This is a genomic window from Burkholderia sp. WP42 (genome assembly GCF_000745665.1).
Taxonomy (GTDB): Bacteria; Pseudomonadota; Gammaproteobacteria; order Burkholderiales; family Burkholderiaceae; genus Burkholderia; species Burkholderia vietnamiensis.
This window is the reverse complement of record NZ_KN050723.1, coordinates 107,330-131,208: the sequence shown is the minus strand read 5'-3', so window position 1 is coordinate 131,208 and position 23,879 is coordinate 107,330. Positions and strand designations below refer to the sequence as shown.

The following is a 23,879-nucleotide window of genomic DNA, read 5'->3' as shown; positions in this document are numbered from 1 at the left end:
GCTCAACCCTCCAGCAGCTTCAACCCCGCCGGCAACGTCTCCCCGAACACGCGCGCCGTGTCCGCTTCATCGAACGCGATCGCTTCGCGCACCATGTCGATCCAGGCGGCCGACGCGTTCGCCGCCGACAGCCGCTTGATCACCGCCGCACGCGTGTCGTCCGGCAGATCGCGTTCGCGATCGCCGGTCATCCGTGCGATCTGCGCGACCGCGAACGCCGCCGGTTCGACCTGCTTCCAGTCGAGCGCGAACAGCGCATCGAGCCAGCGCTGCGCGACGTCGGCCGGCACGACGCTGTGCGCGCTGCCGTAGAACGGCCGCCGCGCGCCGATGCGCCCGAGCGCCCACGCGCACAGCGTGCGCTCGGCCGGCTTCTGCAACTGCGCGATCAACCGCTCGCCCAGCTCCACCTTGCGCTCGACCGGCAATCGCTCGAGCGACGCGGACAAGCGCGTCATGTCGGCCGGCCCGACCTTGGCCGGGTCGAACGGCAGCTTGCGGCGCTTGTCGTCGGACGGTTCGAGGAACGCGATCGCGTCGCGCACCTGCGCCTGCGCATCGTCGTCGAGACCGCCGGCCGCGCGCCGCCACAGCGTCCACCATTCGGACCACACCTGCGCGTCGTTCACGTACTGGATCCCGTCGTCGAACAGCGGCCACAGCTGCTCGATGCGCCACGCGTCGAGCGGATGGCCGAAGCCCGGACGCACGCAATAGCCGGCGAGGTTCAGCCACGCGCGTTCGTGATCGGCCGAACGGCGGCGGCGACGCGCACGCGCGAGCAACGCGTCGAACAGCTCGCGCGCGAGCGCGACGTCCCACTCGTCGCGCGGGCCGAGCACCTGCTCCAGTTGCGCGCGCAACCGCCGCGTGTCCTTCGGCTCGACGTTCGCCGCCTTGCCACCGAACGAGCGGTCGATCAACTCGATCGCCTGGGCGAGCCGCGGATGGCGCGCGGGCCCGTCAGCATCGCCGGGGCTGGGCGCATCGCCGCGCAGCTGGAATTCGAGCCGCCAGCGCCGCGACGCATCGTCGGTCGCGATGCAGTGCATTTCGAGCGTGCCGACCTCGGTCAGCGACGCGGTGAGCTTCACCGGTGTTTCGCGTGCGCCGCCGCCCGCCTGCCGGTCGATGACCGTCGCGATCGGCGGCAGCCGCACGAAGTCGCCGCCGGCGAGTTCGACGAGATCGCCGGGCCGATAGGCCGTGTCGGCGACCGTCGACACCAGATGGAACCGCACCGGCTGTCCGAGCTGCAGCGCGAACGTGCGCGCATCGAGCGGGAGCTCGCGGCCTTCGTCGGTGCCGCGCGGCAACAGACACACGCCGCGCGGCGCGGCGGCGGCATCGCCGCCGTCGTCCAGCACGAGGAAATAGCTGCGCGCGGAGCCGCCGCCGATGCGCGGTGCATGCCCGCCGCGCGCGAGCCCATAGGCCACCGCGCCGCGTGCGACCGCCACGTCCGGATGCGCGTTGTGCAGCACGTCGAGCGGCGCGCCGCGCCATGCGCCGAGCGTCTGCGCGAGGCGGCCGGCGAGCGCGTCCGCGCGGAACACGCCGCCGTTGAGCAGCAGCGTGTCGGGCAGCGGCCCCTGCGCGTGACGATTCAGGAACGCGGCGACGTGGCGCGTGACGGCCGGATCGCTCGCGTACGGCAAGCCGAACTCGACGATCGCGGCGCGCGTGCGGCGCGGCATGTCGTTCGCGTCGACCTGCGGAAAGAAACCGTCGACGACGATCTGCTCGACCTCCGCGCGCGTCAGCTCGGTCGAACGCGCGCCGCCGACGAGCCGGCTGCCCGCGCCGAGCAGCGTCACGGTGACGGACGCCGGCGCAGCGGCGCCGAGCAGCCGCTCCTTGGCCGCGCGGCAACGTTCGACGAGCTGCGACAGGCTCGCGGCCGACAGCCGCGTGCCGGGCTCGGTCAGGCGCGGCTCGACCAGGCGCGCGAGCGCGAGGTCCATGTTGTCGCCGCCGAGCATCAGGTGATTGCCGACACCCACGCGCGTGAAGGTCGGTTCGCCGTCGTCGCCCGGCGCGACGTCGACGAGCGTCAGATCGGTCGTGCCGCCGCCGACGTCGCAGATCAGCACGCGCCGCGGCGCGGCGAAGGTAGCGCGCAGCGTCGCGCGCTGACCGTACAGCCAGTCGTAGAATGCGGCCTGCGGCTCCTCCAGCAAGCGCAACGCCGGCAGTTGCGCGCGCCGCGCGGCTTCGACCGTCAACGCACGCGCGCCGTCGTCGAACGACGCGGGCACGGTCAGAATGACGTCCTGCTGCGCGAGCGGCGCATCGGGGAAGTGCGCGTCCCAGGCCGCACGCACGTGCGCGAGGTAGCTCGCGCTCGCATCGACCGGCGACACCTTGGCGACGCCGTCGGCGCCGCCCCACGGCAGGATCGCCGCGAGCCGGTCCACCGCTGCGTTCGACAGCCAGCTCTTCGCGCTGCTGACGAGCCGGCCCGGCACCTGTGCGCCGAGCGTGCGCGCGTAGCGGCCGATCACGGCCGGCACGGCGTCGGCCGCATTGCCGGCCGTCCACGGCAGCGCGATCGCGTCGGCCGGCAGTTCGCCGGCCGCCGGGTGATAGCGCACCGACGGCAGCAGCGGCTGCGCAGCCACCGCGCCGGGGCCGACCAGCTGCTCGACGTCGAACACGCGGATCGCGTCGGAGCCGGCCTCGACGTACGCGACGACGGTGTTGCTGGTGCCGAGGTCGATACCGACCGTATAGCGCTTCATCGCGCTCAGGCGGCGCCGCGCACGTCGAACTCGACCTTCCAGCGCTCGCTCGTGCCGCTCGGGATCGCCTCGAGCTCGAGCGTGCCGGCTTCGGTCACGCGCGCATGCAGCTTGACCGGCACGATCTCGCCGACGGTGCGTCCGTCGGCGGGCAGCGTCGCCTGGATTTCCTCGAGCTCCTGCAATTCATCCGGCGACCAGTAGTCGAGCAGCGTGCCGACCTGATCCTGGCGGCGCACCGACGACCCGAAGAAGCGGAACTGCACCGGCTCGCCGACGACGAGGCCGAACTCCTGCGGCGGCAGCGCCGCATCGGTGCCCTCCTCCATCCCGAACGGCGCGACGCACAGCGCCAGCACCGGCGGCTCGAGCCCCGGCACCGCGGGCATCGCCGATTCGATCGCGACGTAGTACGCACGCGCCGTGCCACCGCGAATGCGCACGCCGCGGCCGCGCTTCACGTAGCCGTAGTAGGCCGCGCCGCGCGCGACGGCGAGATCGAGGTCCGCGCCTTCGAGCAGGCGGGCGGCCGGCGCGCCTTCCGCGGCGAGCCAGCCGTTCAGCGTATCGAGCACGCGCTGCGTGAGCAGCGCCGACTTGAACACGCCGCCGTTGAACAGCACCGCGGTCGGATGCAGGAACGTCGCGCCCGCCGGCAGCGTGCGCGCCACGCCGTCGAGCGCGTCGAGCGCCGCGACCTGACGGCCGAGGAACGCCGCCAGATGGCGCGTGATGCCCGCGTCCTGCGCATACGGCAAGCCGAGCTGCGTGAGGCCGACGCGCGCGCGGCTCACCGGCCGCGCCGCCGCATCGACCTGCGGGAAGAAGCCTTCGAGGATCGTCTGCGTGAGTTCCGCGCGCGTCAGTTCGGTGCGGATCGAGCCGCCGATCAGCTTCGAGCCGCGGCTCGGCACGACGAGCGGCACCGCATCCGTCGTCGGGTCGGACAGCAGCGTTTCCTTCGCCGAGCGGCACGCGTAGGTCAGCGCGCGCAGCTGCCACGGATCGGCCTGCGTGCCGTTCTGCGCGAGCTTGCGCGCGACCACGTGCGCGAGCGCGAGGTCCATGTTGTCGCCGCCGAGCAGGATGTGCTCGCCCACCGCGACGCGATGCAGTTCGAGATTGCCGTCGCGTTCGACCACCGCGATCAGCGACAGGTCGGTCGTGCCGCCGCCGACGTCCACGCACAGGATCAGATCGCCGACCTGCACCTGCTTGCGCCAGCCGCCTTCGCTCTTCTGGATCCAGCTGTAGAGCGCCGCCTGCGGCTCCTCGAGCAGCGTCATCCGCGCGTAGCCGGCCGCGCGCGCGGCCTCGGCCGTCAGCTCGCGCGCGGCCGGGTCGAACGACGCGGGGATCGTGACCGTCACGTCCTGATCGGCGAACGGCGCGTCCGGATGCGCGTGGTCCCACGCTTCGCGCAGATGCGTGAGGTAGCGCGTCGAGCTTTCCAGCGGCGACACGCGCGCGACTTCGGGCGGCGCATCGCTCGGCAGGATCGCCGCGCGGCGATCGACGCCGGGGTGGCACAGCCAGCTCTTCGCGCTCGACACGAGCCGAATCGGCGTGCCGGCGCCGCGCGTGCGCGCCATCTCGCCGACCGCGAAATTGCGCGACGCCGTCCACGGCAGCGTCAGGTCGCCCTGCGTGAGCTCGCTCTCGTGCGGCAGATACAGAAACGACGGCAGCAGGTCGCGCGACTCCAGTGCGCCGGGCGCGGTCAGCTGGGCGATCGGCAGCACCTGCTGCACGATCTTCTCGCCGTCGCTCGCGGCGCTGTCGACGTAGGACAGCGCGCAGTGCGTCGTGCCGAGATCGATACCGATCGAATAGCGCGGATCGCTCACAGTTCCACCTCCGCCGGTGCGATCACCGATGCGTCGTGGCTGCCCGTCAGCTTCGGCAGGCGCACGTCGGCCACGCGCCAGCCGCGATGGCTGACGGTGCCCGTGAACGGCGCGGCGCCGACCACGTTGCCAGTCACGCGCACGGCCGTCGCGTCGAAGCCGGCCGGCAGCGTCACGCGCGTGCCTTCGGCTTCGTCGCGTACCGGCACGATCGTGAAGTGTTCGCGCAGCGCGGCGCGGCAACCGTCGTGCACGAGGCGCGCGGCTGCGCCGATGTCGGCGTCCGCATAGCCGGCGATGTCTTCCTCGACGAAATCGATGAAACGCGCATCGCGCTGCAGCAGGCCGAGCAGTTGAAGCGCGGCTTGCGGGCTCGCTTCGCGCAGTTCGGGCGCGGGCGCCTTGGCCGGTGCGGGAGCAGGTGCGGGTGCGGGCGCCGCGGCCGGTGCCGGCGCAACCGGTGCCGGTGCGATCGGTGCCGCGGCGCCGTCGCGCACGCGCAGCACGCCGGCCGCGAACTCGCGGTTGCCGAGCACGGAGAAGAACGTGCCGACGGCCAGCGACAGCCGGCCGAAGAAGGACAGGTTGGATTCGGGCATGGGGTGTGGACTCCTGTGGGCTCGCGACGCGGCGAGCAGCTTGCCTGAGCGCCCGGCAGCGGCATGCGCGGAACGCACGCCGCCCGGCCCGGCGCGTAGTTCGGGCGCGCCCTCTCGGGTGCGGAAAACCCGTATTTTGCCCTGTGGCGGGCGAATCGGGCAGAAGTCTGGGGGACGGAACACCGGCGCGATGGCTTTCGCGGCGTGTAGGCATGCACGCGCGAGTGCGTGTGATGGCGCAGACGCGGCATTGCGGCGACGGCGTCGGTCGTCGTCGAAACCGACGCCGTCGCGGCCGGTCATTCGCGTGAGATCGGCAGCAGAAGATACGCGGGCCGTCGTCGTGCGTATTGCCGACTGGCTACCCATCCGTCGATGCGACGCGCGGGCGCAACCGCGATCGTTGCAGGCCGGCCGCGATTGCGCATCGTTCGAACGCGCTTGCGCCGAGCGTTCGTCGGCTCGATGACTCTACGGCGATGGCGATGGCGATGGCGATACCGAAGCCAAAGCCGACGCGAGCCGCAAGAGAAACGCGAACGACATGCCGCATCGCCTCGCGTCGGGCCCAGCCGACCATGAGCGCGAACCGGCAACCGCGACGGCTCGACAAAACCCGCGTGATTCAATGCGCCGAGCGCGACCATCGATCCCGGCCGCGCAGCGCACCCACGCCCGCCCAACCGATACAAAAACAGCCCGCGATTGCGCTGATCGCAATCGCGGGCCGTCCGGTTCGACGCGGGAGCGCTACGGCCTCCCGCTCGAACCTCGCGTCACTCGTGCTGCTTAGTGACCGCGGTACAGCGACTTCATCTCGTCATTCGCGCGCGGCGCGACGACCTTCGCCGGCTTGCCGGCCGCTGCGGCGCCTTGTGCGTTGTTGCCCACACCGCTGTTGTCGACACCTTGTGCGCGAGCCAGCGCATGTTGCTGATCGACGCGGGCTTGTGCGGCCTGGATGTCGTCCGGATAGTGCGGGTCTTCGCCGACCGCCGGGTTATAACCGGCCTTCTCCAGTTCGATCAGCTCGGCACGCACTTGCGCACGGGTGAGCGGTGCGGTGTTCTGAGCGAAAACGGCGACCGGAGCGGCAAGGGCAGCAGCAACGACAACGGCTTGAATAAGGTTCTTCATGATACGTACCTCCGACTGTGTCTGGTTGTGTGGCTTCGAACACCTCGTTCGTTGCCAATGACTAAAGTTTAGGCACGTGCGCCCTCGAGAGTTATCGGGCTGCGTGGAAGTGATTGTTGCTGGCCGCGGATGGAATCCGGCGTCACAACCGCTGCGCAGCGATGGATTCCGCGCGCCAAGTGCGGTTTAATCGATGCCCGGCCACGCCAGCATCAACGGACATTTCATGCTCGACCTCGAAGATCTTCGGCTCGTTCGCGCGATCGGCGCGTCACGCTCGCTGGCGTCTGCCGCGCGCCTGCTCGACCTCACGCCGCCCGCGGTCACGCTGCGCCTGCAGCGGATGGAAGCGCGGCTCGAGGTCCGGCTCGCGGTGCGGCAGTCGAAAGGCATCGCGCTGACCGACGAAGGGCAGCGGCTGTACCAGGAAGCCGTCGCGATTCTCGAGCGCGTCGAAGCGTTGCCGCTCAGCCTCTCCGGCGATCACGGCGACGTGCAAGGCACGCTGCGCGTCGTCGCGCCGTTCGGCTTCGGGCGCAAGTACGTCGCGCGGATCGTGCGCGACGTGCAGCGTGCGCATCCGAAGCTCGAGATCTCGCTGCATCTGTCGGAGAGCCCGTTGACGAGCGCGTCGGGCGCCGATGTGGTGATCCACGTCGGCAGCCTGAAATCGTCGTCGTGGATCGGCTATCCGCTCGCGCCCAACGAACGCTTCCTGTGCGCGAGCCCCGGTTACGCACGCCGCATCGGCGCACTGAGCCATCCGTCCGACCTCGCCCGCTACGACTGCCTGTGCCTGCGCGAGAACGACGAAGACATCGTCCGCTGGCGCTTCTCGCAAGCCGGCGACGGCGAAGGCGACGCCAGGCGCTCGGCCGTGATCCGCGTGACGGGCGCGCTGTCGTCGAACGACGGCACCGTGATCACCGACTGGGCGCTCGCGGGGCTCGGCATCGTCGAACGCTCCGAATGGGACGTCGCGCCGCTGCTGGCGAGCGGCAAGCTGGTCAGGCTGCTGCCCGACTGGCATCTGCCGCCCGCGCCGGTGACCGCGCTGCTGCCGTCGCGCACGGGCCGTTCCGCGCGACAACGGGTGTTCCTCGAAGCGGCCACGCAATTTCTCGCGCCGCCGCCGTGGCGCGCGAAGGTGCCGCCGCCCGCCCCTCATTAAATTGGTGTTAATGACCGATTTCCGCCGCGTTAAACCCGCGGCGAGTCGAACGCCGTAGAGTGTGTGCGTCGCCAACCATCGAGGCAACGCATCATGGGCATCCCCACCGTCACCACCCCCGCCGCACTGATCGACGTCGATCGGATGCACGCCAACATCGCGCGCCTGCACGCGCATCTGGACGCATTCGGCGTCGCGTTCCGGCCGCACGTGAAGACGACCAAGTGCCAACAGGTCGTGGACGCGCAGATCGCGGCCGGCGCGCGCGGCATCACGGTGTCGACGCTGAAGGAGGCCGAGCAGTTCTTCGCGAGCGGCGTGCGCGACATCGTCTATGCGGTCGGGATGATTCCCGCCCGGCTCCCGCAGGCGCTCGCGCTGCGCCGGCGCGGCTGCGACCTGAAGATCGTCGCCGATAGCCTGCACACCGCGCAGGCGATCGCGGCATTCGGCCGCGAGCATGGCGAGCGCTTCGAAGTCTGGATCGAGATCGACGTCGACGGTCACCGTTCGGGGATCCGCCCCGACGACGACTTGCTGATCGACGTGGGGCGCACGCTCGCCGCTGGCGGCATGACGCTCGGCGGCGTCCTGGCTCACGCCGGCTCGAGCTACGAATACGACACGCACGACGCGCTGGTCGCGATCGCCGAACAGGAGCGCGCGCGCACCGTGCATGCCGCGCAGCGCCTGCGGGCGGCCGGCTTGCCGTGCGACGTCGTCAGCATCGGCTCGACGCCGACCGCGCTGTCCGCGGCGAACCTCGACGGCGTGACGGAAGTCCGCGCGGGCGTGTACGTGATGTTCGACCTCGTGATGCACAACATCGGCGTGTGCGCGCTGTCCGACATCGCGCTGTCGGTGCTGACCACCGTCATCGGCCACCAGGAAGAGAAAGGTTGGGCGATCGTCGACGCGGGCTGGATGGCGATGAGCCGCGATCGCGGCACGCAGCGGCAGGCGCGGGACTTCGGCTACGGTCAGGTGTGCACCGAAGCCGGCGACGCGCTCGACGGCTATCTGATGAGCTCGGCGAATCAGGAGCATGGGATCGTGTCGCGCAGCGGCACGCCGGATCCGGATATCGCGAAGCGGTTTCCGATCGGCACCCGCTTGCGGATTCTGCCGAATCACGCGTGCGCGACCGGTGCGCAACATCCGGAATACCGTGCGCTGACGCGCGACGGCGCGACGCAGACTTGGCCGCGTTTCTACGGGTGGTAAAAGCGCCGGCCGTTGCGGCCGTTGCGATTCAACGTCGAGGCAACCGTTTGTTCAACGACAGTCGCCTCATCGAATTCCACTGTGCATCATCTTTCCACAGGCTCGCCCGCCATGCCGTCAGACGCCCAGCTCCTGCTTCTCGATCGTGATGCCGTCGGGCCCGCGCTTCAGGCCGAACAGGTGACGGCGGCCGTGCGCGACGCTTTCCTGCTGCACAGTCGGCGCGCCGGGCGCGTCTTCCCGGTGGTGCGCGAAAAGCTCCATACCGGCGGCATATTCGGCATCAAGTCGGGCGACGTCGCACAGCAGGAACTGCTCGGCTTCAAGGCGGCCGGCTTCTGGCCCGGCAACCGAAGCCACGGCGGCGAGCCGCACCAGGCGACGATCGCGCTGTTCGATCCGGCCACCGGCCGCCCGCTGTGCATCATGGACGGCAATGCGATCACCACCGCGCGCACCGCGGCGGCCGGGGCGCTCGGGCTGCAGACGCTGGCGCGTCCCGACAGCTCGCGCGTCTGCGTATTCGGCACCGGCGTGCAGGCGCGCGCCCAGCTCGACCGGACGCTCGCGCTGCTGCCGCAGCGATGCGCGGTGCAATACGTGAGCGCCGGCGGCGCCCCGGACCCGGCGTTCGAGTCGGCATTCAGCGCATGCTGCGACATCCGGGCCGCGCGCGACCGCAACGATGCGGTGGCCGGCAGCGACGTGGTGATCACGGCGACGCCCGGCCGCGGGCCGCTGTTCGACGCCGCCGCGGTGCGGCCGGGCACGCATCTGACCTGCGTCGGCGCCGACACCGCCGGCAAGCGCGAGCTTCCCGAACACCTGTTGGCGCGCGCGCGAATCTTCGTCGACGATCACGAGCAGGCGCGCAGCATCGGCGAATGCCAATGGGCGCCCGCGCTGCCGCGCATCGAGATCGGCGACGCGCTCGCGGGCGTCGTCACGGTCGATCGTGCGGCGCACGACATCACCGTGTTCGACATGACGGGCCTCGCGCTACAGGATCTGACCGTCGCGCGCGTCGTCTATCGACAGGCCGTCGAGAACGGCGCAGGCCACCGCGTTCCGTGGCCGTGGTGAGCGCCGTCGCGCGCGGCAGGTTGCGTCGCCATGCGGTCATCTCGCGTATGCGCAAGCACGTTTGACTTCGACGATGCGTTGCGGTGCGCGCATGCGGCTCGACACGCGCGCACGAGCCCAACGGATACGACCTTCAGCGCACACGAGGCAAATTGCTTCGACGACGCACCGCCGATCGACATCGCCCGCTCCGTTCGCAATCCGTCGATCCCGAGTCGCGCCTTCGGCAGCCCCGCCGAAGTGCCATGACAGCGCGCGCACCGGACGACGCAACCGCTGCGGTCCGTAGCCATCGGCGCGCGCCCCGTCACGCCGCCTGACGCGCCTGCGCGATCCGTTGCGGCGCCTTCGGGCGCGCATAGAGCCGTTTGAGATACGCCTGCAATTGCGGGAACGTATCGAGCAACTGGCATTCGCCGGCCCAGTCGATCAGATAAGCGGTCACGCAATCGGCCACCGACAGCGCATCGCCGACGATGAACTCGCGGCCTTCGAGATGCCGCTCTAGAATCGCGGCCATCGTCACGAAGTCCTCGCGTGCGAGGGCGATGTCGGCCGGCAGACGCTTTTCCGGCGGATAGAGGAACGTGTGGCGCGCGATGCGCCACAGCGGCTGCTCGAGCTCCGTCACCGCGAACATCACCCATCGGTAAGCGTGCGCACGCAGCGCCGGATCCGTGGGCAGCAGCGCCTTCTGCGGATACTTGTCCGCGAGATACAGCACGATCGCGGCCGACTCGGGAATCACCAGATCGCCGTCCACCAGCACCGGCACCTTGCCGGCCGGATTGAGGCGCAGGAATTCGGGATGCTTGTGCTCGCCCGCCGGCAGGTTGACCGACACGAATTCGAAATCCGCGTCGAGTTCCTTGAGCCCCCAGAGCGCGCGCTGCGAACGCGTGCCGGCAAATCCGTAAAGCTTCATCGCAATGTCTCCGTCCAGATTGTGTGTCATGTCGCGCGGGCCGCGTCGTGCCCGACCACGGCCGGCGTCGGCCGCGCGCAGCGCGTACCGCCGCTCACATGCCGGGCACCGGCAGAATCGGCATCACCTCGACCGCCTCGCCGGGAAACAGCGTGAAATGCGGATGACCTTCGAACAGCGCGGCCGCTGCGTCGTGCGACGCGGCGCGCACGATAGTGAACGCGCCGAGCGCATTGGCCGTATCGGCAACGCCGCGCGTGTCGATCCTCTTGGTCTTGCCGAGCGGGCCGCCGAGTTCGACGATCGCATCGCGATGCCGGTCGACCCACGCATGCCACGCGGCCATTCCGTCCCGCTCGCGTGCGCGCCGCTCGTCCTCCGACAGCGCGAGCCACGCCTTCATGGGCGCACTGTCCTTGCTGCCGACGAAAACCGCGAGATACAACTGCTGTCGAGCATCCATGCTTCCTCCGTCCGGTGGCGGGCGCGGCAGGCTGCCGCACCTCGCCCTTGACACCATAGGTTGATATCAACACAATTGCAACATGGCCCGCAATAATGACCTTCCCTTCGAAACGACGTTGATGGTGCGCGATTGCTGCTTGTGCCTGCACATGCAGCGCGCGGCGCGCAATCTCGCGCGCATCTTCGACGATGTGCTGCGTCCGCTGGATCTCACCAACGGCCAGTTTTCGCTATTGATGTCGCTGAACCGGCCGCAGCCGGCGACGATGAAATCGGTGGCGTCGCTGCTCGCGATGGATCGCACCACGCTGACTGCCGCGCTGAAGCCGCTGGAGCGGCGCGGGCTGCTCACGATCGCTCAGGATCCGGACGACGGGCGCAGCCGTCTGCTCGAACTCACGCCGGCCGGCCGCCAGCTGCTCGCCGACGCGTTTCCGCTGTGGCAGCAAGCGCATGCCGACATCGAAAAGTCGTTCGCACCGGAGCAAGTCGACGTGCTGCGCGACCAGTTGCGCATGCTGTCGGAAGACCCGGCGACGCGCGGCTGAGGCGCGCGTCATAGCTGGTTGATGCAGCGGGTTGATGCTTGCCGCAGCCGGGCGGCAGCGGGCCGATCGGCCCGCGTGCACGTCACTCGGCGAGCGCCGCCGCGACGCCGGCGCGCTTCGGCACGCCGGCCACGATCGTCGCGACCGCGACGGCCAGCACCGCGGCCGCGCCGACGAACACACCGCCCGCGCCGTTCGCATCGAACACGACGCCGCCGGCCGCCGCGCCCGTTGCGATCGCGAGCTGGATCGCCGCGACGATCAGCCCGCCCGCGCTTTCCGCTTCGTCCGGCACGGTGCGCGTGACCCACGTCGACCACGCGACCGGCACGCCGCCGAACGCCATCCCCCACAACGCGACGAGCACCGCGTCGAGCATCGGCGCGCGGCCGAGCGCGACCAGCGCGATCGCGAGCACGACCATCAACGCCGGCATGCCGATCAGCATCGGCCGCAGCCGGTGTTCGAGCACGCGGCCGGCGAGCGACGTGCCGACGAAGTTGGCGATCCCGTAGCCGAGCAGGATCGCCGACAAGCCGTTCACGCCGACGCCGGCAACCTGTTCGAGAAACGGCCGCAAATACGTGAAGAACGCGAAATGCCCGGTGAATACGAGGATCGTCGCGAACATCCCGAGGCCGACGGTCGGCCGGCGCAGCACGTCGACGAGCGTGCGCAGGCGCGTCGTGCCGCTCGGCGGCATCGACGGCAGCGTGGCGGCCTGCGATACGAACGCGACGCCGCCGAGTGCGGCCGCGATCAGGAAGACGTTGCGCCAGCCGATCAGGTGCCCGAAGTAACTGCCCATCGGCGCCGAAGCGATCGTCGCGACCGCCACGCCGCTGAAGATGATCGACAGCGCGCGCGGCACCATCGCGGTCGGCACGAGCCGCATCGCGGTGGCGGTCGCCATCGTCCAGAAGCCGCCGAGCGCGATGCCGAGCACCACGCGGCCGATCAGCAGCGTCGTCAGGTTCGGCGCGAACGCGACCGCGAGATTCGACGCGACGAGCAGCACCGAGAACACGAGCAGCACGCGGCGCCGGTCGATGGTGCGCGTGAGCGCGGAGATCAGCAGGCTCGTGACCAGCGCGACCGTCGCCGTGGCCGTGACGGCCTGGCCCGCGACGCCCTCGGTCACGCCGAGGCTGTCGGCCATCGGCGTGAGCAGGCTCGCGGGCAGGAATTCCGCGGTCACGAGGCCGAACACGCCGAGCGTCATCGCGAAGACGGCGCCCCATGCGGGTTCGCGGGGAGCCGCCGGGGCGGCGGCAGAGGAGATTCCGGGATTCATGCGTCGTTCCGAGTCGTCTGGGGAAAGTACCGATGTCGACGTATCGTAAGGAACAACGACAGGACGGTCTATGACATACAATCCGTTCTTATTGATCCATCGTCCGGATTTCGCAATGTCCACTCCGTTGCTCCCACCGACGTCCGACCCGCACGACCTCGTCAGCGAACTGCTGCTCGGGATGCGGCTGAGCGGCGTGCAATACCGCCGGATCCAGGTGGCGCGGCCGTTCGGGCTGAGCTTCGGCCATGCGCCGGGGCGCGCGCAGTTCCATTTCGTCGGGCGCGGACCGGTGCTGCTGCGCGACGCGGACGGCACGACGATGCAGCTCGAGGCCGGCGACGCGGTGCTGCTGCCGCACGGCCGCACGCATGCGCTGTTGTCGGACCGCGATGCGCCGTGCCGCGAGATCGGCGGCTTCGAGGCCGCGAAGATCTGCGACACGGTGGCATCGGTCGGCGTCGGGGCGTGCGCGGCGACGGAGCCGGCCGCCGGCGACGCGCTGATCTTCAGCGCGTGCATGGAACTCGATCTGGGCGGCATGCAGCCGCTCGTCGGCACGATGCCGGCGTTCATGCACGTCGGCACGCTGCTCGCCCGCTACCCGGAAATCCGCCCGATGCTCGACGCGATGGAGCGCGAATCCTGCTCGGAACGCGCGGGCTTCGCGGGCATCCTCGCGCGGCTCGCGGACGTGGTCGCCGCGTTCATCGTGCGCGGCTGGGTCGAGTGCGGCTGCGGCGACGCCACCGGATGGGTGCAGGCGCTGCGCGAGCCGAAGCTCGGCCGCGCGATCGTCGCATTGCATCGCGATCCGGGGCGCAACTGGAGCGTCGCGGAACTGGCCGCCGCCGCCGGCGTGTCGCGCTCGGTGTTCGCCGAGCGGTTTCTCGCCGCCACCGGGATGACGCCGGTGCGCTACCTGACCGAGCTGAGGATGCGGCTCGCCGCGCAGTGGATCGCGCGCGACCGCGACACCATCGAGACGGTCGCGTACCGGCTCGGTTACGGATCGCTCGCCGCGTTCAGCCGCGCGTTCAAGCGCGTGGTCGGCCGGCCGCCCGGTGCGGTGCGTGCGGAGGGCGATGCGCGGGCGGAGGTTTAGGGGGAGTGGCTCGGTCGATGCGGCGGGGCTGGGTTTGGTTGCCGCGGCGTTGGTTTCGACCGCGCCTCCCATCACACCGCACTCGACGCTCACCGTTGCCCGACCCGCACGACGATCTGCGCCTGCGTATCGCGTTCGATACGCTCCAGCGAACCGCGCAACGCCGCGAACACTTCAGGTGAACAAACCTGTGTGCCGAACGCCGCCGTCATCCGGCGCGTGACCTGCACGATGCGCGCGACCGGGTCGAACACGTAATGCGACGTGAAGTCGACGAAGCGCCCATGCACGATCGTGTCGGCCGGCAGGTCCGTCAGCGCCGCGCCGGCCGGCAGCGCGATCTGGCCGGTCTCGTCGAACGTGCCGCCGATGCAGGTCCATGGTTGCGTGCGCATCGGTTCGGCGAGCCACCCTTCGATCTGCGTCGCGATGCCGCCCGTGACGCTCGACAACGCCGGCACCGCGGTCGTGCCGTCCGGCCACACGAAATGATCGAGCGTGCCGGCAAACGTCACGTCGAACGGGCCGTCCGTCGCGCGGCGATCGCTCGTCTCGATCTGCGCGCGGCCGCGCAGCCCGGTTTGCCGCAGGCGTTCGTTCGCGAGCTGGCCGATCCGCTCGGCCGGCGCACGGCGAAACAGGTTGCGCTCGAGCTCGGCCGTCCAGCCGTCGTCTTCGACGAATGCGTGGAACGGCGCGGCGCCCGCCTGCGCCGCATCGATCGCGAGCCGCGCGGTGCGGCGCCGCGGCTGCGTGGCCGGCGTGCGCGACAGCACGCCGCTGTCGACCAGCAGCGCCGGCCGGTCCATCACGATCGGCGGCAGGTAGCCGAACGCGATGCCGGCCGTCGTCGTATCGGCGTACAGGCCGAGCTCGGGCAGCCACGTGATCGCATGATTGATCGCGCCGCCGCCGTAACCGGGCACCGACGGCAGCGTGTACACCGCGCCGAGGTTGATCAGCACCGGCTCGCTGCGGATACCGACCGCCGCGAGCAACGCGCCGAATAGCGCGACGTGGTCCTTGCAGTCGCCGTAGCGGTTGCGCAGGATGTCGGTCACGCGATGCGGCGCGGCGGCCGTCTCGCCGAGAAAGATCGCGACGTAACGCACGTTCGCCTGCACCCAGTCGTACAGGATGCGCGCCTTGCCGCGCGCGCCGTCGGCATCGGCGGTGAGCGCGCGCGCCAGTTGCACGACGGCCGGATCGTGCGCGCCCGCATCGACGGCCGCGTTGCGATACCGCGCGGCGAACGCCGCGTAGTCCGGCAGCGTCGACACCACGAGCCGGTCGCCGTAAGTTTGATAACCGACCGAGCCGCTCTCGATCCGCTCGTACGGCCCATGCCGGTAATCGAACGCGTAGCGCGTGCGGCCGTTCGCGGTCACCGGCGGCAACGCGACGTAGCCGCGCGCGTCCGCATGCAGCGGCATGTCGGCCGGCACGTCGAAGATCAGCCGCTGATGCTCCACCGGCTCGCGCGACGGTTCGACGTAGTAGCCGAAGTAGCCCGCGTTGACCGGCTTCGTGCGTGACTTGCGGAATGCGATGCGGGTGCGCGAGCCGGCCTCGACGCCGGGAAACACCACCGTGCGCAGCAGCCCGTCCTGAAACGTCGGCGCGCCGGCCGAGCGCGGCTCCTGCACGTCGCGGATGCCGTCGGCGCCGACCGGATGCGCGACGCCGTCGCGATCGATCGTCTCCGCCGCCACCAGCTCGACCTTCTCCAGATTCTTGTCGTACCAGACGTAGCGCTGCGCAATCGCATCGATGCCGCTCGCGTCGTTGGCGCGCAGCGTCGAATCGTCGTCCTCGTCGAGCGAGCCGTCGCGCTGGATCACGAATACGTGGACATCGTCGACGAGCGTGACGGGCGCCGCGTCGCCCGTGTCGGCGGCGGGCACGGGGCGCGCGGCGGTCAGCGCGACGGCGGCGACCGCCGCCGCCCATGCAAAGGCGCGACGCGGCCCGCTGCCGGACCGGCGGAAGGGAAATCGCACCACGTCGAAGCGCTCCAACGCGTGGGGGTTCGGGTCAGGAATTCGGCCGGCGTATCGGCGCCGGCTGCAACGCGCGCGAGCCGATGAGGTCGGCTCGCCCGGTTCGCTCAGCCAGTGTGTTCGCCGCACCGCCCAGCGTCAACCCGCCCGGCATTCGCTCTCCCCGCACGAAACCACCCTGCCCGTTGCCGCCGCCACGCGGCAAGCGCACGCGCGCGGCACCACCCCTCCCTCTCCACTCGCGCGATCACATCGCTCGCCGCGTGCGCGGCTCGCGTAAGCGCCCAACTCGTGCGTTGTTCCCCGCATTTCGGCATTTGTGCGCGCGCAACAATGGCGGTGCCTCGCGACCGGCGCCGTCCGGGGGCCTGTTTTTCCGCGACGCCGGCCGCGGCGCTTTCCGAAGAACCACATCTCACGAGGACATACCATGCAACTCCAATCCCATCCGGCGTGCCGTCCGTTCCATGAAGCAGGCGAACTCACGCAATTGACCGCGTTCTACGAAGAAGGCCGCAACGTCATGTGGATGATGCTGCGATCGGAGCCGCGTCCGTGCTTCAACCAGCAGCTCGTCACGGACATCATCCACCTCGCGCGCGTCGCACGCGATTCGGGCCTGCCGTTCGACTTCTGGGTGACGGGCTCGCTCGTCCCCGAGCTGTTCAACGTCGGCGGCGACCTGAGCTTCTTCGTCGACGCGATCCGCAGCGGCAGACGCGATCAGCTGATGGCCTATGCGCGCTCGTGCATCGACGGCGTGTACGAGATCTACACGGGCTTCGGCACCGGCGCGATCTCGATCGCGATGATCGAAGGCAGCGCGCTCGGCGGCGGCTTCGAGGCCGCGCTCGCGCATCACTACATCCTCGCGCAAAAGGGCGTGAAGCTCGGCTTCCCCGAGATCGCGTTCAACCTGTTCCCGGGCATGGGCGGCTATTCGCTCGTCGCGCGCAAGGCGGACCGCGGCCTCGCGGAGACGCTGATCGCGTCGGGCGAGGCGCATGCGGCCGAGTGGTACGAGGATCGCGGGCTCGTCGACGAGACGTTCGACGCGGGCGACGCGTACGTCACGACACGCACCTTCATCGACGTGGTCAAGCCGAAGCTGAACGGCATCCGGGCGATGCTGCGCGCGCGTGAGCGCGTGTTCCAGCTCACGCGTTCCGAGCTGATGGACATCACCGAGCAATGGGTTCACGCGGCGTTCACGATCGAGCCGAAGGACCTCGCCTACATGGAACGCCTGGTGATGCTGCAGAACCGGCGCGTGTCGAAGCTGCGCACGGTGTAACGGAAGCGGAGCGCGCCGCCGCGTCGCGGCGGCGCGCCCGCGATGCGGACACGCTCAGGCGATCAGCCTGAGCTTTCTCGTTTCGGCGAGCCACGCCTCGAAGGCCTGAGCCGGCATCGGCCGCGCATAGTAGAAACCCTGCGCGCGGTCGACATCGATCTGCTTCAGGAACTCGGCCTCCGCGCGCGTCTCGACGCCCTCGGCGACCACCGAGAAGCTCAGCGCCCGCGCGAGCGACACGACCGAGCTCACCAGCGCCTGCGAGCGCGTGTTGCGATCGATGCCGGTGATGAAACTGCGATCGAGCTTGATCGAATCGAGCGGCAGCCGCGACAACTGCGACAGCGACGAATAGCCGGTGCCGAAATCGTCGAGGTGAATCTGCGCGCCGAGCTGGCGGAACTGCTTCATCAGCCCGTGCGCCGCGTTCTCGTCCTCGATGAAGCTGCTCTCGGTCAGCTCGACGTCGACGAGGCTCGGCTTCAGTCCGGCGCTGTCGAGGATCGACGCGAACTGATCGACCACGTTCATGTCCTGCAACTGCCGCGCGGACACGTTCACCGCGATCCGCACGCCGAGCCCCTGCGCCTTCCATGCGGCGGCCTGCGCGGCCGCGGTGCGCATCACCCAGCGCCCGAGCGGCGCGATCAGCCCCGACTCCTCGGCGAAGCGGATGAACTCGACCGGCGCGACGAGCCCGCGATCGGGCGACTGCCAGCGGATCAGCGCCTCGACGCTGCGCACGTCGCCGGTGGCGATGTCGACGACCGGCTGGTAATGCAGCACGAACTGCTCGTCCTCGAGCGCCTTGCGCAGGTTGGTGTCGAGCCACATGTACTTCGCGACCTTCTGGTTCATCTCCAGCGAGAACACGCGGTACGTGTGCTTGCCTTCTTCCTTCGCGACATACATCGCGGTGTCCGCGCTGCGGATCAGCGTCTCGAGCGAATCGCCGTGCTGCGGATACATCGCGATGCCGATCGAGCAACTCGTGTAGACCTCCACGAGCCCCAGATGGATCGGCGTGCGCAGCCGCTCGAGGATGATCTGTGCGGTCGCCTCGAGCAGCGGCCGCGTGCCGTGCTCGAACAGCACGAGGAATTCGTCGCCGCCGAGGCGCGCCAGCGTCGCGCCCGACGGCAGGCAGCCGCCGATCACGGCCGACACGTCCTGCAGCAGCCGGTCGCCGGTGATGTGCCCGTAGTGGTCGTTGACGCGCTTGAAGTTGTCGAGATCCAGGAACAGGATGCCGACCTGGCCGCGCACGTCGCTGCGATCGGCCGCGAGCGCGATGCGGATGCGCTCGCTGATCGCATGGCGGTTCGGCAGCCCGGTCAGCACGTCGGTATTCGCGAGCTCGGTGAGCCGCTGCTGCGCGTTGCGCTCCTCGGTGATGTCGATGCCCGAGCAGATCAGGTACTGCTCGTCGACGCCGCTGCCGCTCTGCACGAACTTGTTGCGGAACTGGAACAGGCGCGGCCCGTTGACCGTGTTGATGTAGCGCTCGACCGCGAACGGCCGGTTGCTCGCGAAAAAGCCCGTGATGTTGTGGCGCGACTGCTCGCCCTGCTCGGCGCTCATGAACAGCTCGAACGCGCTGCGGCCGATCACGTCGACTTCGCGCTTACCCGTCACTTCCTCGCACAGACGGTTGAAGCGCTGCACCATGCCGTTGCGGTCGAGAATCACGACGAGCGAATTCACTTCGGACACGACCTGCTCGGCGAACGCGAGCCCGTGGGCGAGGTCGGCCGCGACGGACTCGGTATCCGAGTAGGCGGACGCGGTGCCGGCCCAGTTGGCGGTGTCGACCTTGCGGCCGACGAGGTGCAGGCTCACCGGATCGCCGAACAACGCGAGCTCGAGCACGAGGTGCGACGTGACGCCGGTGAGCACGCGGATGCGCGCGGCCTGCTCGCCGGTCAGCGCGACGGCGACATTGGTACAGCCGCGCTGCGCGGCCAGTTCGAGTGCATTGCTGTCGCTACCGAGGCGCCAGCATGGGCTGCGCGTACCGAGATGCGCTTCGAGCACCGCGCAATCGTTTTCGTCATCCATCGACACGCCCCGATCCAGAAAAAACGCATAGTGTAGACGGAGGCGAGCCATCTGCCATCGGTCGCTGCAGGTGCACCGCGCATGCGCGGCGGCGCAGTCGTGACGACAGGGACAGCGGCCCTCGTTCCGTACGTGTTTTCAACCAATGCGACCCGGCATTCGCGCTCGACGCGCGCAGGATTATTCAAACGAATGATGTAACCCATCTTATCAAATGACGATGCGGATTGACACTCACATTTGACGGCGAGTGTCAAGGAATCACGCAATGATTGACAACGATTTCCCATGAATGCGCGCCGCGTCGCGCCCGCGACTTGCGCGGGCGTCGAAGCGCGTGGTGGGGGCCGCCGGGAAGCCGCGTCCGGCGGGCTTTTGCGGCGCAGCGGACGAGCGCGGCAATCAAGCGGCGGTGACGTGTGCGGCCGGGGTCGGAACGCAATGCGCATTAGCGCGGGAAGCCGGATTTTTATTGCCGTACGCATCAGAATGCATGCGTATTGGCGCATATTAATTCCCGTCCCGTTGCGGCGTTCCATCGGACGAATCGCATCCATATCGGCACGCGGGCGGCCACGCGACGCGCGGTGGAACCGGTACTAATACAGCGAGGCGCCCCGCCCGCGCGGAAAATCGCACGCCGCGCATACGGCCGCACCGGCGCGCGTCATGCCTATTCGCCGTCGACGAAGCCGTACCCGCCGCCGCCCGGCGTTTCGACGACGAACACGTCGCCGGCCGCCATCTGCGCGCGGCCGATATGCGCGAGCGTCTCGACGGTGCCGTCGGCGCGCTCGATCGTGTTGCGCCCGAGCGCGCCCGCTTGGCCGCCCGCCGCGCCGAACGGCGCATGGATCCGGTTGTTCGACAGGATCGATGCGGTCATCGGCTCGAGGAAGCGGATCCGCCGCACCGCACCGTCGCCGCCGCGCCAGCGCCCGCGCCCGCCGGAATCGGCGCGCAGCCGGTGCGACTCGAGCCGCACCGGGTAGCGCCATTCGAGCACCTCCGGATCGGTCAGCCGCGAGTTCGTCATGTGGGTCTGCACCGCGCCCACGCCGGCGAAGCCGTCGCCGGCACCGCTGCCGCCCGCGATGGTCTCGTAGTACTGGTAGCGCGCGTTGCCGAACGTGAAGTTGTTCATCGTCCCCTGGCTCGACGCGACGCAGCCGAGCGCGCCGTACAGCGCATTGGTGATCGCCGACGACGTCTCGACGTTGCCCGACACGACGGCCGCCGGATACTCGGGATTGAGCATCGAGCGCGCCGGCACGATCACGTCGAGCGGCTTCAGGCAGCCGGCGTTCAGCGGAATGTCGTCGCCGACCAGCGTGCGGAACACGTACAGCACCGCGGCCATGCAGACGGCCTTCGGCGCGTTGAAGTTGTTGTCGAGCTGCGCGGACGTGCCGCTGAAGTCGATCCGCGCACTGCACGCCGCGCGGTCGACGCGGATCGCGACGCGAATCTCCGCGCCGTTGTCGAGCGGATAGCGATAGGCGCCGTCCTGCAGCGCGCCGATCACGCGTCGCACCGCTTCTTCCGCGTTGTCCTGCACGTGCGCCATGAACGCGACCACCACGTCGCGGCCGAACTGCGCGACCATCCGCCGCAGCTCGTCGACGCCCTTCTGGTTCGCCGCGATCTGCGCGCGCAGGTCGGCCATGTTCTGCTCGACGTTGCGCGCCGGATAGCGGCCCGACGCGAGCAGCGCGCGCGTCTCGGCGTCGCGCAGCACGCCCGCCGACACGAGCTGCCAGTTGTCGATCAGCACGCCTTCTTCGTCGATGTGGGTCGAATCGGGCGGCATCGAGCCGGGCGTGGTGCCGCCGATGTCCGCGTGGTGGCCGCGCGAGCCGACGTAGAACAGCGGCGTGTCGGCATCGTCCGCGAACACCGGCGTGATCACCGTGACGTCGGGCAGATGCGTGCCGCCGTGATACGGATCGTTCAGCATGAACACGTCGCCGTCGCGCATGCGGCCGCGGTTGCGCTCGATCACCGTGCGGATGCTCTCGCCCATCGAGCCCAGATGCACGGGCATGTGCGGCGCGTTCGCGATCAGGTTGCCGGCGCCGTCGAAGATCGCGCACGAGAAGTCGAGCCGCTCCTTGATGTTCACCGAATACGCGGTGTTCTGCAGCCGCAGCCCCATCTGCTCGGCGATCGACATGAACAGGTTGTTGAAGATCTCGAGCCGCACCGGATCGGCCTCGGTGCCGAGCGAGCGGCGCACCGGCAGCGGCGTCGTGCGGGTCAGCACGAGGTTGCCCTGCGCGGTCATCTGCGCGCGCCAGCCCGGCTCCACGACCGTCGTGCCGTTGCGCTCGGCGACGATCGCCGGGCCGTCGATCGTGTCGCCGGCCAGCAGCGCGTCGCGCACGTAGAGCGCCGCATCGTGCCAGCGGCCGCCCGAATAAAACCGCACGGTGTCGTGCACGGGCACGCTCGCCGCCGCGTCGCGCGGCGCGAGCGGCGCGACGTCGACCGGCGCGTCGGAGCGGCCGATCGCCTCGACCGACGCCAGCTCGGCCACCAGCGGCGTGCCGGGCATCAGGAACGCATAGCGCTGCCGGTACGCGGCCTCGAACGCCTGCTGCATCGCGGCGACGCTGCCGGCCGGCACGTCGAGCGCCGAATCGGTGCCCTGGTAGCGCAGGTGCACGCGCCGCTCGGTGGCGATGCGCTCGGGCGCCACGCCCTGCTCGAGCAGCGCGCCGATCGCGTCGTCGGCGAGGCGGTCGAGCGCCGCGTTCAGCCCCGGCAGCGACGCGTCGGACAACACGGCTTCGATCGCGGCCTCGCGCATCGCGGTCTGGTCGGCGAGCCCCATCCCGTAGGCGGACAGCACGCCCGCGAGCGGGTGCGCGAACACCTGCGTCATCCCGAGCGCGTCGGCCACGCCGCACGCGTGCTGGCCGCCCGCGCCGCCGAAGGTCGTCAGCACGTAGCGCGACACGTCGTGGCCGCGCTGCACGGAAATCTTCTTGATCGCGTTCGCCATGCTGCCGATCGCGATCTCCAGGAAGCCTTCGGCGAGCGCCTCGGGCGTCTCGCGCCGGCCAGTCGCCGCGTGGATTTCGTCGGCGAGCGCGGCGAACTTCGCGACGACGCCGTCGCGATCGAGCGGCTGGTCCGCGTTCGGGCCGAACACGCGCGGGAAGTGCTCGGGCTGGATCTTGCCGAGCATCACGTTGCAGTCGGTCACCGTCAGCGGGCCGCCGCGCCGGTATGCGGCCGGCCCGGGGTTCGCGCCGGCCGACTCCGGCCCGACGCGCAGCCGCGCGCCGTCGAAGCCGAGCACCGAGCCGCCGCCGGCCGCGACCGTGTGGATGCTCATCATCGGCGCGCGCATCCGCACGCCGGCCACCTGCGTGTCGAACACGCGCTCGAACTCGCCGTGGTAGTGCGATACGTCGGTCGACGTGCCGCCCATGTCGAAGCCGATCATGCGCTCGAAGCCGGCCGCGCGCGCGGCGCGCGCCATCCCGACGATGCCCCCGGCCGGCCCCGACAGGATCGCGTCCTTGCCCTGGAACGCGTCGGCGCGCGTGAGGCCGCCGCTGCTCTGCATGAACTGCAGGTTCACGCCGGGCATCTCGTGCGCGACCTGCTCGACGTAGCGGCGCAGGATCGGCGACAGGTATGCGTCGACCACGGTCGTGTCGCCGCGCGGCACCATCTTCATCAGCGGCGACACCTCGTGCGACACCGACACCTGCGTGAAGCCGATCCGGCGCGCCAGCACCGCGAGCGCGCGCTCGTGCGCGGTGTGCCGGTAGCCGTGGATCAGCACGATCGCCAGCGCACGCACGCCGGTATCCAACACGCTGCGCAGCGCGGCTTCGGCGCCGTGCAGGTCGAGCGGCACGACGACGTCGCCGTGCGCGCCGATCCGCTCGTCGATCTCGACGACCGTCTCGTACAGCGCGTCGGGCAGCACGATGTCGAGATCGAACAGCCGCGGCCGGTTCTGATACGCGATGCGCAGCACGTCGCGAAAGCCGCGCGTCGTAGCGAGCGCGGTGCGCTCGCCGTTGCGCTCGAGCAGCGCGTTGGTCGCGACCGTGGTGCCCATCTTCACCATCTCGACGCGCTCGGGCGTGATCGGCTCGCCGTCGGCGAGGCCGAGCAGATGGCGGATGCCGGCCACCGCTGCGTCGCGATACTGCTCGGGGTTTTCCGACAGCAGCTTGTGCGTGACGAGCGTGCCGTCCGGGCGGCGCGCGACGATGTCGGTGAACGTGCCGCCGCGGTCGATCCAGAATTGCCAGCGCGCGGCGTCGGAGGAAACGGGGGAAGTGTGTCGGTCGGTCATGGCGTTGAAGTCGATGCGTCGTTGAAGCGGAGGACGAGCGCCGCCGCACGGCGCGCGTCGCGCGCCGCGG

General features: G+C 69.9%; 16 protein-coding genes. 6 read left to right on the top strand and 10 right to left on the bottom strand.

What is annotated here, in order from left to right:
- Positions 1-2: 2 nt before the first annotated feature.
- The 4 genes from EX20_RS23195 to EX20_RS23180 form a co-directional block, all read right to left on the bottom strand.
- Positions 3-2,741 (bottom strand): Hsp70 family protein, encoded by a 2,739-nt coding sequence (locus tag EX20_RS23195; protein ID WP_034194899.1) that lies wholly within the window; start codon positions 2,739-2,741, stop codon positions 3-5.
- A 5-nt stretch (positions 2,742-2,746) separates the two neighbouring features.
- Positions 2,747-4,588 carry an Hsp70 family protein gene (locus EX20_RS23190; protein WP_034194898.1) on the bottom strand — a complete coding sequence of 614 codons (1,842 nt, stop codon included), beginning with the start codon at positions 4,586-4,588 and terminating at the stop codon, positions 2,747-2,749.
- Entirely contained in the window at positions 4,585-5,187 is a 603-nt protein-coding gene (locus EX20_RS23185) for a DUF2760 domain-containing protein (protein WP_034194897.1), read from the bottom strand. Before EX20_RS23185 ends, EX20_RS23190 begins: the two co-directional genes overlap by 4 nt.
- Before the next feature lie 789 nt (positions 5,188-5,976).
- The gene (locus tag EX20_RS23180; protein WP_011881381.1) at positions 5,977-6,324 is read right to left on the bottom strand and encodes a DUF4148 domain-containing protein; all 348 of its coding nucleotides are present in this window, start codon (positions 6,322-6,324) and stop codon (positions 5,977-5,979) included.
- Positions 6,325-6,550: 226 nt separating this feature from the next.
- Here EX20_RS23180 and EX20_RS23175 point away from each other — a divergent pair, with 226 nt between their 5' ends.
- The 3 genes from EX20_RS23175 to EX20_RS23165 all read left to right on the top strand — a co-directional run bounded on the left by EX20_RS23175 (position 6,551) and on the right by EX20_RS23165 (position 9,802).
- Positions 6,551-7,495, top strand: a complete 945-nt coding sequence (locus tag EX20_RS23175) for a LysR family transcriptional regulator (RefSeq protein WP_014724475.1) — start codon at positions 6,551-6,553, stop codon at positions 7,493-7,495.
- Between the two features lie 93 nt (positions 7,496-7,588).
- Complete coding sequence (locus EX20_RS23170) at positions 7,589-8,719, top strand: DSD1 family PLP-dependent enzyme (RefSeq protein WP_011881379.1); 1,131 nt, start codon at positions 7,589-7,591, stop codon at positions 8,717-8,719.
- Positions 8,720-8,830: 111 nt separating this feature from the next.
- The gene (locus EX20_RS23165) at positions 8,831-9,802 is read left to right on the top strand and encodes an ornithine cyclodeaminase family protein (protein ID WP_034194896.1); all 972 of its coding nucleotides are present in this window, start codon (positions 8,831-8,833) and stop codon (positions 9,800-9,802) included.
- A 307-nt stretch (positions 9,803-10,109) separates the two neighbouring features.
- Here the strand turns inward: EX20_RS23165 and EX20_RS23160 are convergent, their stop codons facing one another.
- Positions 10,110-10,727, bottom strand: coding sequence for a glutathione S-transferase family protein (locus EX20_RS23160; protein WP_034194895.1), 618 nt, complete (start codon positions 10,725-10,727; stop codon positions 10,110-10,112).
- A gap of 94 nt (positions 10,728-10,821) precedes the next feature.
- Positions 10,822-11,190 carry a YciI family protein gene (locus tag EX20_RS23155; protein ID WP_014724471.1) on the bottom strand — a complete coding sequence of 123 codons (369 nt, stop codon included), beginning with the start codon at positions 11,188-11,190 and terminating at the stop codon, positions 10,822-10,824.
- An 82-nt stretch (positions 11,191-11,272) separates the two neighbouring features.
- Between EX20_RS23155 and EX20_RS23150 the strand changes: the two genes are divergently transcribed.
- Positions 11,273-11,740, top strand: coding sequence for a MarR family winged helix-turn-helix transcriptional regulator (locus tag EX20_RS23150; protein WP_011881375.1), 468 nt, complete (start codon positions 11,273-11,275; stop codon positions 11,738-11,740).
- An 82-nt stretch (positions 11,741-11,822) separates the two neighbouring features.
- Here EX20_RS23150 and EX20_RS23145 read toward each other — a convergent pair whose 3' ends face one another.
- Positions 11,823-13,034: an MFS transporter gene (locus EX20_RS23145; protein WP_034194894.1), complete on the bottom strand. Its 1,212-nt coding sequence runs from the start codon at positions 13,032-13,034 to the stop codon at positions 11,823-11,825.
- 70 nt (positions 13,035-13,104) lie between these two features.
- Between EX20_RS23145 and EX20_RS23140 the strand changes: the two genes are divergently transcribed.
- Positions 13,105-14,139, top strand: coding sequence for an AraC family transcriptional regulator (locus EX20_RS23140; protein ID WP_014724468.1), 1,035 nt, complete (start codon positions 13,105-13,107; stop codon positions 14,137-14,139).
- Between the two features lie 89 nt (positions 14,140-14,228).
- Here the strand turns inward: EX20_RS23140 and EX20_RS23135 are convergent, their stop codons facing one another.
- On the bottom strand, positions 14,229-16,142 hold the full coding sequence (locus tag EX20_RS23135; RefSeq protein ID WP_034195041.1) for a DUF3857 domain-containing transglutaminase family protein: 1,914 nt from the start codon (positions 16,140-16,142) through the stop codon (positions 14,229-14,231).
- Positions 16,143-16,569: 427 nt separating this feature from the next.
- Here EX20_RS23135 and EX20_RS23130 point away from each other — a divergent pair, with 427 nt between their 5' ends.
- Positions 16,570-17,433: a crotonase/enoyl-CoA hydratase family protein gene (locus EX20_RS23130; RefSeq protein ID WP_011881371.1), complete on the top strand. Its 864-nt coding sequence runs from the start codon at positions 16,570-16,572 to the stop codon at positions 17,431-17,433.
- 54 nt (positions 17,434-17,487) lie between these two features.
- On the opposite strand, the gene pdeR is transcribed toward EX20_RS23130, so the two are convergent.
- Both pdeR and EX20_RS23120 read right to left on the bottom strand, forming a co-directional pair.
- The gene (gene pdeR / locus EX20_RS23125) at positions 17,488-19,491 is read right to left on the bottom strand and encodes a cyclic di-GMP phosphodiesterase (protein ID WP_034194893.1); all 2,004 of its coding nucleotides are present in this window, start codon (positions 19,489-19,491) and stop codon (positions 17,488-17,490) included.
- Positions 19,492-20,164: 673 nt separating this feature from the next.
- Positions 20,165-23,809, bottom strand: a complete 3,645-nt coding sequence (locus EX20_RS23120; RefSeq protein WP_034194892.1) for a hydantoinase B/oxoprolinase family protein — start codon at positions 23,807-23,809, stop codon at positions 20,165-20,167.
- Positions 23,810-23,879: the final 70 nt, after the last annotated feature.

What these genes read in the sequence shown, in the direction of transcription:
- EX20_RS23180 (WP_011881381.1), bottom strand. Translation starts at nt 6,324, where the DNA reads ATGAAGAACCTTATTCAAGCCGTTGTCGTTGCTGCTGCCCTTGCCGCT.
- EX20_RS23140 (WP_014724468.1), top strand. Translation starts at nt 13,105, where the DNA reads ATGACATACAATCCGTTCTTATTGATCCATCGTCCGGATTTCGCAATG.
- EX20_RS23195 (WP_034194899.1), bottom strand. Translation starts at nt 2,741, where the DNA reads ATGAAGCGCTATACGGTCGGTATCGACCTCGGCACCAGCAACACCGTC.
- EX20_RS23120 (WP_034194892.1), bottom strand. Translation starts at nt 23,809, where the DNA reads ATGACCGACCGACACACTTCCCCCGTTTCCTCCGACGCCGCGCGCTGG.
- EX20_RS23185 (WP_034194897.1), bottom strand. Translation starts at nt 5,187, where the DNA reads ATGCCCGAATCCAACCTGTCCTTCTTCGGCCGGCTGTCGCTGGCCGTC.
- EX20_RS23150 (WP_011881375.1), top strand. Translation starts at nt 11,273, where the DNA reads ATGGCCCGCAATAATGACCTTCCCTTCGAAACGACGTTGATGGTGCGC.
- EX20_RS23165 (WP_034194896.1), top strand. Translation starts at nt 8,831, where the DNA reads ATGCCGTCAGACGCCCAGCTCCTGCTTCTCGATCGTGATGCCGTCGGG.
- EX20_RS23155 (WP_014724471.1), bottom strand. Translation starts at nt 11,190, where the DNA reads ATGGATGCTCGACAGCAGTTGTATCTCGCGGTTTTCGTCGGCAGCAAG.
- EX20_RS23160 (WP_034194895.1), bottom strand. Translation starts at nt 10,727, where the DNA reads ATGAAGCTTTACGGATTTGCCGGCACGCGTTCGCAGCGCGCGCTCTGG.
- pdeR (WP_034194893.1), bottom strand. Translation starts at nt 19,491, where the DNA reads ATGGATGACGAAAACGATTGCGCGGTGCTCGAAGCGCATCTCGGTACG.
- EX20_RS23175 (WP_014724475.1), top strand. Translation starts at nt 6,551, where the DNA reads ATGCTCGACCTCGAAGATCTTCGGCTCGTTCGCGCGATCGGCGCGTCA.
- EX20_RS23130 (WP_011881371.1), top strand. Translation starts at nt 16,570, where the DNA reads ATGCAACTCCAATCCCATCCGGCGTGCCGTCCGTTCCATGAAGCAGGC.
- EX20_RS23170 (WP_011881379.1), top strand. Translation starts at nt 7,589, where the DNA reads ATGGGCATCCCCACCGTCACCACCCCCGCCGCACTGATCGACGTCGAT.
- EX20_RS23145 (WP_034194894.1), bottom strand. Translation starts at nt 13,034, where the DNA reads ATGAATCCCGGAATCTCCTCTGCCGCCGCCCCGGCGGCTCCCCGCGAA.